This is a genomic window from Vibrio sp. 1069, from assembly GCF_033340555.1.
In genome coordinates this window covers 1-528 of record NZ_JAWOWP010000904.1, presented here as the reverse complement: position 1 = coordinate 528, position 528 = coordinate 1, and the positions used below count along the sequence as shown (strand labels likewise).

Below are 528 nucleotides of genomic sequence, written 5' to 3'. Positions count from 1 at the left end.
ATTCTCCGCCTCTCAAGGGGCATTTATTGGAGTGCACAGTTTTTTTTCAGGAACATGGACTGCCTCATCTACGGTGATTGCACAAACCGATGTAGAACTTGCGTGGATAGAACGCGATACGCCAGCCGTTGAAGAAGAAACTTACGGGCCATTAACCACACAGTTTATGCCCGTAATGGTGAATGAGTTGTCTCGCCGTCAGCGCCGCGCGATGCAAGAAGCGATAGCAAAAGAAAAGGCGCTGCAAAAGCTCCACACCGCAGAGCAAATGACAACACTCGGTCAGTTAGCCGCAGGTATCGCACACGAACTTAACAATGCGATTGGTGTGGTCAGCAGTAAATCGGAGCGTTTAGAATCCGTCATTATGACGCTGCTTGAAGAAGTGCATCCAGAGGCGAGTCAGTTCTTTGATTTTGGTTTGCTGCAAGGGCAAAAAGTATCGTCTAGTGAAGCGAGAAAGCGCGGTCGTCATTTCGAAAAATATTATGGGTTGCCTAAAGAGTTGGCGCGTGATTTAGCGCGAGC

The 528-nt window shown here is 48.7% G+C and carries 1 pseudogene; it reads left to right on the top strand.

Annotated elements, in window-relative coordinates:
- Positions 1–528: pseudogene (locus tag R7040_RS29730) on the top strand (histidine kinase); the annotation flags it as partial.